General features: G+C 37.1%; 8 protein-coding genes. All 8 read right to left on the bottom strand.

What is annotated here, in order from left to right; translation table 11 throughout:
* A partial coding sequence (locus HMPREF0873_RS00255; protein WP_198003468.1) for a transposase occupies positions 1 to 158 on the bottom strand: 158 nt, incomplete at its 3' end.
* Between the two features lie 185 nt (positions 159 to 343).
* Positions 344 to 856, bottom strand: a complete 513-nt coding sequence (locus HMPREF0873_RS00250; RefSeq protein WP_004693338.1) for a biotin transporter BioY — start codon at positions 854 to 856, stop codon at positions 344 to 346.
* Positions 857 to 864: 8 nt separating this feature from the next.
* Positions 865 to 1,431: a hypothetical protein gene (locus HMPREF0873_RS00245; RefSeq protein ID WP_008713634.1), complete on the bottom strand. Its 567-nt coding sequence runs from the start codon at positions 1,429 to 1,431 to the stop codon at positions 865 to 867.
* Between the two features lie 173 nt (positions 1,432 to 1,604).
* Complete coding sequence (galU, locus tag HMPREF0873_RS00240) at positions 1,605 to 2,468, bottom strand: UTP--glucose-1-phosphate uridylyltransferase GalU (protein ID WP_004693334.1); 864 nt, start codon at positions 2,466 to 2,468, stop codon at positions 1,605 to 1,607.
* Between the two features lie 13 nt (positions 2,469 to 2,481).
* On the bottom strand, positions 2,482 to 4,035 hold the full coding sequence (locus HMPREF0873_RS00235; RefSeq protein ID WP_004697340.1) for an organic solvent tolerance protein OstA: 1,554 nt from the start codon (positions 4,033 to 4,035) through the stop codon (positions 2,482 to 2,484).
* 37 nt (positions 4,036 to 4,072) lie between these two features.
* The gene (locus HMPREF0873_RS00230; RefSeq protein ID WP_038125303.1) at positions 4,073 to 5,185 is read right to left on the bottom strand and encodes a hypothetical protein; all 1,113 of its coding nucleotides are present in this window, start codon (positions 5,183 to 5,185) and stop codon (positions 4,073 to 4,075) included.
* A gap of 108 nt (positions 5,186 to 5,293) precedes the next feature.
* Entirely contained in the window at positions 5,294 to 5,740 is a 447-nt protein-coding gene (locus tag HMPREF0873_RS00225; protein ID WP_004697051.1) for a hypothetical protein, read from the bottom strand.
* Positions 5,741 to 6,001: 261 nt separating this feature from the next.
* Positions 6,002 to 7,009 carry a hydrogenase expression/formation protein HypE gene (gene hypE, locus HMPREF0873_RS00220; RefSeq protein WP_008713629.1) on the bottom strand — a complete coding sequence of 336 codons (1,008 nt, stop codon included), beginning with the start codon at positions 7,007 to 7,009 and terminating at the stop codon, positions 6,002 to 6,004.

Here is a 7,009-nt window from a genome sequence, read left to right as displayed (position 1 = left end):
ATAATCTCTACATTTTTTCTTTTACATAAATCTCTTAGAATTTTACCTACATCAGCTTTTATCCGACCATAAATTATTTGTCTTCTATATTTTGGAGCAAAAACAATATGATATTTACATCTCCATTTACTATGTGATAAGCTTTTTACGTCATTCATTGACATTGAACCTCCTATGTTGAAATGTTGTGGTTGCCAGACCAACTCCATTCTAGCACTAGGAGGTTCTTTCCTTTTCTCTAAGAATTTTTACTGACCCCCAGTTTAACTGGGGGTTTAGTCATGCCTATTCGGCGTACAAAGCAAAAAAGAGGCATCCCGCAGAATGCCACTTTAATTGTATTCTAAATTTTAACTTTAGTTGCTAACCAAGAAGCAACCAGACATTTTACGATATCTCCAGGAATAAATGGGAACATGACTACAGGCAAGGCCGCCCAAAGTTCTGTTTTTGTAACAATCATAAAACCTGCTACACCAAAGAGGTACACTACAGGAATGGTAATCACAAGAGATCGCCAGGCATAAGAGAAAAAGCTTTTTTTAGAACCTTTAAATATACTTAGTAATGTATATGCAACTGGCCAAGAAAAAATAAAGCCACCTGTTGGTCCCAACAATTTGCCAAGACCAGCCGTACCGCCAACAAATACTGGTAACCCAACTGCACCAAGCAAAATATAAATGATAAATACGATAAGTGCATCCTTAGGCTGTAACAATAAGCCGATTAATGTGGCTACCAAAGTCAAAGCCGTTACCATAGCGGGACTAAATGGCAATGGGAAAGAAATATATGCTGAAATACATAATAAGGCTGTTAATAAAGCCATTTTTGTTAAACGTCTTGTTTCCATAATTACCTCTAACTAATACATCTTTGTTTCAAAGATGATGAATCTTCATTTTCACCGAAAAACGTAGCCGAAAATGCCAATGTATCACCAATGTAACCTTCTACATGAGCATCTTCAGGATATTCCACCAAAGTTACCTTGTCATCTGCAATAACTGGTGCATGAAAATAAATCGCCATTTGCAAAGCAGATTTACTAATATTCCAAAAATCCCACATCGTTTCTAAAATCATGCAGCCAGGAACAACATAAGGATTCTCACGATGGATAGGATTCGTATCATTAATATCATTTACAAATCGTATGACCTCTTTCTTAGAGAAAGATATAGCACCATCTGCTCCCTGTTGGTTTATAGTAGAACGAATGTTAAATTGTTTTGGCACTGGTCGTAAATCGACCATTAAGAAGCCAGACGTATCCATAATACCAATTGTGGTAGTTTTTGCTACTTTCGATACAATTTCACATACGGTTCTATCACTACCTGAGGAATCATAATGCATATGTTTAATAACGCTATGTCCCGGTAGGTTCAAATCATTATTACATAATGCTTTAAATAATGTTCTCATATAATCACAGTCCTTTTATTTATTCAATATCTTGATTATAATCAACATTATTTCATTCGTCAACAAAAGGCATTATTCATATGTTAACAAATATCAAATGAGTTTGAAACTATAAACAAAAAGAGCCTATGACACATATCATAGGCCCTTCACGTGGAAGTCTCATAGATTATCTATTTTAGATCCAATTCCTTTAGGTAAGCTTTAAAGCTTTCACCCAATTCTTCGTTGCGCAATGCATACTCAACAGTGGCTTTTAAATAGCCCAATTTATCCCCTGTATCGTAGCGAATACCTTCATATGCTAATGCATACGTATCCGTTTTAGAGGCTGCCAATGCATCAGTTAATTGGACTTCATTACCTACACCAGGCTTAGTAGCTTCTAAGATATTAAAAATATCTGGTGTTAAAATATAACGACCTAATACAGCGAGTCGAGATGGAGCATCCTCTTTCTTAGGTTTTTCCACCAAGTTATCAACGCGATATAAATTATCAGCCAATGCTTCACCAGATACAATACCATAAGAACTAACTTTATCTTCCGGTACAAATTGAGCGCCTAAAATAATACCAGGATGCTCATTATAGCAATCAATCAACTGTTTTAAGCATGGATTTTCTGGATTGTAAACAATATCATCACCAAGTAACACTGCAAATGGCTCATCACCAATAAATGCTTTTGCACACAATACAGCATCACCAAGTCCACGAGGTGCTTTTTGACGAATAAAGTGAACTTTAATGTCCGCCAAATCCTTGATCATAGCCAATGGTTTATTTTTACCTTGACTTTGTAATAACAATTCTAATTCAACACTACTATCAAAATGGTCCTCAATAGCACGTTTATTACGACCTGTAATAATTAGAATTTCTTCAATCCCAGAATCTAAAGCTTCTTTTACAATGTATTGGATAGCAGGTGTATCGACAATAGGAAGCATTTCTTTTGGTTGTGCCTTGGTAGCTGGTAAGAAACGTGTACCAAAACCAGCTGCTGGAATTACAGCTTTTCTAATGCGTTGCATAGTATTCTCCTAACTAAAAGTCTTTACCTACAAATTTAATTTTCCATTGATCATTTTTATTTTTATGTCCATCTTTATATGTTAAGTACATATCGAAGGAGTGTAAATCACGATGCCATGTATAATAGACAGAATCAATATCCCCACTCATCATGTTATTCTTAACACTTACAGAAATATCATCTAGGCGAGTCAATTTATACGTACCGCCATAAATAAGCTCTTTTGGAAGTTCTGTCGTGTCAAAACGATAAGGGGAATTATTGTAGGTTATATTTCGTTGATTATAACTAACCCATACATTAGCACGATTACCAACTTTAGATTGGAATCTAGCACCCCAATAAGGCATGCTACGGATACTACCATCATAGCCATAGTAGTCACGTTGGTAACCACCTAAGAAGCGCAAATCAGCATTTTTACCAAGCTTAATCGGATCATGAGAAACCTCTGCATAATATTCCTTATGAGAACCTTTTACAGAACCCTCTTTCCAATAACCAGCATTAACACCACCACGTACAGTAATTGGAGAATTTCCTACATGATATGTATGAGTATCCAAACGAGCTTCACCTATTTTTTCTACCCATACTGTTTCATCATTATATTCATTAGATTCCTTGCTATAACCAACAGAAGCAGTCCCCCAAGGTAAATAATGACGATATCCCACCTGTGGTTTAAAACCAGATTTAGAATACCAACGATAGTCAATATAAGCTTCACCATTTTTACCGATAGGATATTCTGTACTACCATGTAAGCCAATACCATCATCGTTACTATACGTAGGTTTTGGTATTAAGGAAAAAATACTAAATTTGCCTTCTTTGTCATGACGCAATGAAGTCGTATAAGATGGCAAGGATAATACTTTAAAGTTTTTAATATAAAAGGATGGTTTTTTAATAACGACTTTATCACCAGGATATACCTGAATATCTTGACCCTCCACACGATAATCTGGAGTATGAACAAAAGCCATTGCATGTTTTGTAGTGACCATGCCCTTTTCCATATGGCCTATTTGTCCATCAAAAGTGGCGTTATTGCCCTTTACATAATAGGGATCGCTCCATCCCATGGCTTGGTCTGCCTCAAAGTGACGATCGCTAGTGCGATACGTCATATTTTGACCTGTAATATCTTTTGTTTTACCGCCATCTTCCAAATAGCGATAGCCCCCAACAGTACGATATTCTGTGGTTTTAGTATTACCTTCAATACGGGGGGCCATCAAAGTTTGATTGCCTTGAGACACCACAACATCGCCTTGAGCATATACATCACCTGTAGAGCCAGTATAAGACATTTTATTAGCATCGATACGTGTAGGCAACTGTTCAGCAGGAGCAGCAGATTTCGCTTTTTCACCACGACGTACAACACGGATATTACTATATTCAGGTGTAGATGCTTTAGAAATTTCTCCTGCATAGGATTGACCTACGCTATCCAATGTATCTTGATATACAATAGTTGACTCAGTAGCGGCCCATACAGGTTGTGCTAAACAAACAACACATGCCGCTGCCAGCCATTGTACTTTACGTTTCCTCATGGTTACTAGAACTCCTATTACTTTAAGAATTTGTTAATTATTGATTACGCTTTACAACAACGATAGGTTGAGAAACATTTTCTACAGGTTCTTCTGGCTCCTCAACTGCTGTAGTATCTTCAGCTACAGCTGCATTTTCATCAGTATCATTATTTTCTACATATTCTTCAGATTCACCTGTTGTATTAGGTACAGTTACAGCATCAGCTAATTCATCATCACTATGAGCTAAACCATCGCCACCAATAACAAGACCTTGAATTGTTACGGAATCTTGAGGTTGTACATATACAGTAGCACCAGCTGGGTACTCAATATTTTTACCTTTGATGAAAGCGCCCCCTACAAGCCCAACAGGACCGAGTAGAACTGCGCCCGCTACAGATGCACCTGCTGCTTTAACTTCACTACGGGTTTTATCCTTAGCCTCTTTACCTTGTACAGCAGTAAATTCTGTACCATCAATAGCTGGGATTGTATCAAATGTAATATCTAACGCACCATTACGACCAAAGGAACGAGCCTTTTTCAAAGAAGTAATTGTTCCGGAACCTACAGTGCCCGCAGGTACTAATAAGACATTGCCATCCATTACATTTTCTGCAACAGTAAAGGATATAGTGTCACCTTCATGACTAGTTTTAGAAGAAACCGCTTCATTTAGAGTCACTTTGAACACTTGATTACCAGACAATGTACCTACTTGGTTAGTAAGAGCCACATTGCTACCATATACCTTTGTCTTCAAAGAGATAATACGTTTTTGTAAGGAACCGCTACCAATGCGACCATTAACGCTACGTTCCATCTTTTCTACACGGTCTACAAGAGATCCTGCGTTAATGCTATTTTGATATGTATATTCCAATGCATCCATTTCTTCGCGCAAAGAAATATTAGTACCACTGCCTTCTACAGAATTGTAGAGGGAGTCAACACGTTTACTCAATGTTGCGGAATTACCATTGAAACCAGTACCATACACGGTTTCATCAAGTTGATTAATGCGGTCCACAACAGCACCATCTTGTACGGCTCCATATACAGTAGTTTCTAAAACATTTGTTTTTTCAGTTACTGTACCAGGAGCGGCAAATGCAGTGCCTGAAATTAGGGATGCCATTAAAAGTGTAAGTACTTGTTTCTTCATAAATTCCTCCACAATGTATCTAATGTATAACTGTTATACAACAGAATAAGCACGGGCCTAAGACCGTGCTTATTCCCTGAGTCTATCAATTTATATGCTCAGTGGCCATTAAATTTTCAAATCAATAATCGCAGATACACCTACGCCTTGAACACGAGATGCACCAACTGGGTTTGTGCTATTAACAGGAACTAATCCTTTTACACGAACCATACCATTAAAGCTACCTTCTACTTGAGCAACAGCTTTAACTTCTTCAATGCTAGAAGCAGGCCCAGTAACTTGAGCCGCACCGATATAACCTTTTGTACCAATACTGATAATAGGAACTACTTTAGTTGTATATTCAGTACTCAAGTTATTTTGTTTCAATAATTTATTTAGGAAAGAGTCAATTTGTGGACCAAATTTGTTAACAACAATGCCGATACCACCAATTTTAGCTGCACCACCAAGAATGCTGCTAAGTCCACCAGCTTGAGTTGTCAAGATACCACCAAATGCAGTTGTAGTTAAACAAATCCCTAGAACAGCTGTAATAATCTTCTTTTTCATAATAAGCCTCCTATAGATACTTATATTTTAACAAATTCTATACATAGATTCTAGTGAAAGTATAAGAACTTACACATAAAGATACTAACATAATATAGATTTTCGATGAATTCTTAATGAATTTTACGCAACTTAATTTAATGCTATCATCAACGATAAATCGTGTCAACATCTAATACAAGCTACATCTAGAAAGCTCAAAAATTGAAATGAAAAGATTAATAAAATGATATAGTTTAATTACTTTTATTAATTATAAATTTAACAAATTCGTGGAACCTGATCTTCGCCTAATAAATCAATCAGACGAACACCTCCAATAGCCGTTTGTAGACCAACCTTACCAATATTTTTATCTAAAGTTTTACCAATTAAAGTAGCTTCGCTTCCCTCTTCAAAACTATGAAGAATCTTAAGAACTTCGTCTGTAATAGATGGCTCAACGATAAGGACTACTTTCCCTTCATTCGCTAAATATAAAGGGTCATACCCTAATATATTACATACTGACAGTACTTCTTCATGAATAGGTATGGCCGTTTCTTCAACCTTAATGCCTACTTGACTCTGATCAGCGATCTCTTTTAAAACGGTACCTAGGCCACCACGAGTGGGATCTCTCAACAAAGCAACTTGAGTTCCTACTTTATCTAATACTGCTTGAACCATCTTATTTAGTGGTGCACAGTCAGTTGTTAAGGAGTCAGATAAATCTAACCCAAACCGTTGCCCCATAACGGCAATGGAGTGATCTCCAATAGCACCAGACAAAATGATATCTAGCCCTGCTTTCACACGATGTGGACCAATATCTATTCCATCTGGAATCATGCCAATACCAGCAGTATTAATGTAGATTTTATCTACTTCGCCCTTTTTAACGACCTTTGTATCACCTGTAACAATTTGAACATTTGCGGCTTTTGCCATTTCTGACATAGTGCGAAGAATTTCATCTAGCTCTTCAAAGGCCAAACCTTCTTCTAAAATAAGACCACAACTTAAATATTGAGGTATCGCGCCATTCATGGCTAAATCATTCACAGTTCCACAAACAGCCAACTTGCCAATATTACCACCAGGAAAGAACGCAGGTTGCACCACATAAGAATCTGTAGAGAAGGCCATGCGCCCGGCTGTAACAGGAAACTGGGCACCATCGTGTAGGGGCGCCAATAAATCATTTGTAAAATATTTCAAAATAAAACGGTCCGTCAACTCATGACTAAATCGTCCACCATTACCATGGACTAAGCGAACTCGTTCCAT

It is taken from the genome of Veillonella sp. 3_1_44, from assembly GCF_000163715.1.
GTDB classification, from domain to species: domain Bacteria; phylum Bacillota; class Negativicutes; order Veillonellales; family Veillonellaceae; genus Veillonella; species Veillonella parvula_A.
This window is presented reverse-complemented; position numbering and strand designations above follow the sequence as displayed.

Excerpts from the sequence above, each read along its gene's own strand:
- HMPREF0873_RS00250 (WP_004693338.1), bottom strand. The coding sequence starts at position 856 with ATGGAAACAAGACGTTTAACAAAAATGGCTTTATTAACAGCCTTATTA.
- HMPREF0873_RS00230 (WP_038125303.1), bottom strand. The coding sequence starts at position 5,185 with ATGAAGAAACAAGTACTTACACTTTTAATGGCATCCCTAATTTCAGGC.
- HMPREF0873_RS00225 (WP_004697051.1), bottom strand. The coding sequence starts at position 5,740 with ATGAAAAAGAAGATTATTACAGCTGTTCTAGGGATTTGTTTAACTACA.
- galU (WP_004693334.1), bottom strand. The coding sequence starts at position 2,468 with ATGCAACGCATTAGAAAAGCTGTAATTCCAGCAGCTGGTTTTGGTACA.
- HMPREF0873_RS00245 (WP_008713634.1), bottom strand. The coding sequence starts at position 1,431 with ATGAGAACATTATTTAAAGCATTATGTAATAATGATTTGAACCTACCG.
- HMPREF0873_RS00235 (WP_004697340.1), bottom strand. The coding sequence starts at position 4,035 with ATGAGGAAACGTAAAGTACAATGGCTGGCAGCGGCATGTGTTGTTTGT.
- hypE (WP_008713629.1), bottom strand. The coding sequence starts at position 7,009 with ATGGAACGAGTTCGCTTAGTCCATGGTAATGGTGGACGATTTAGTCAT.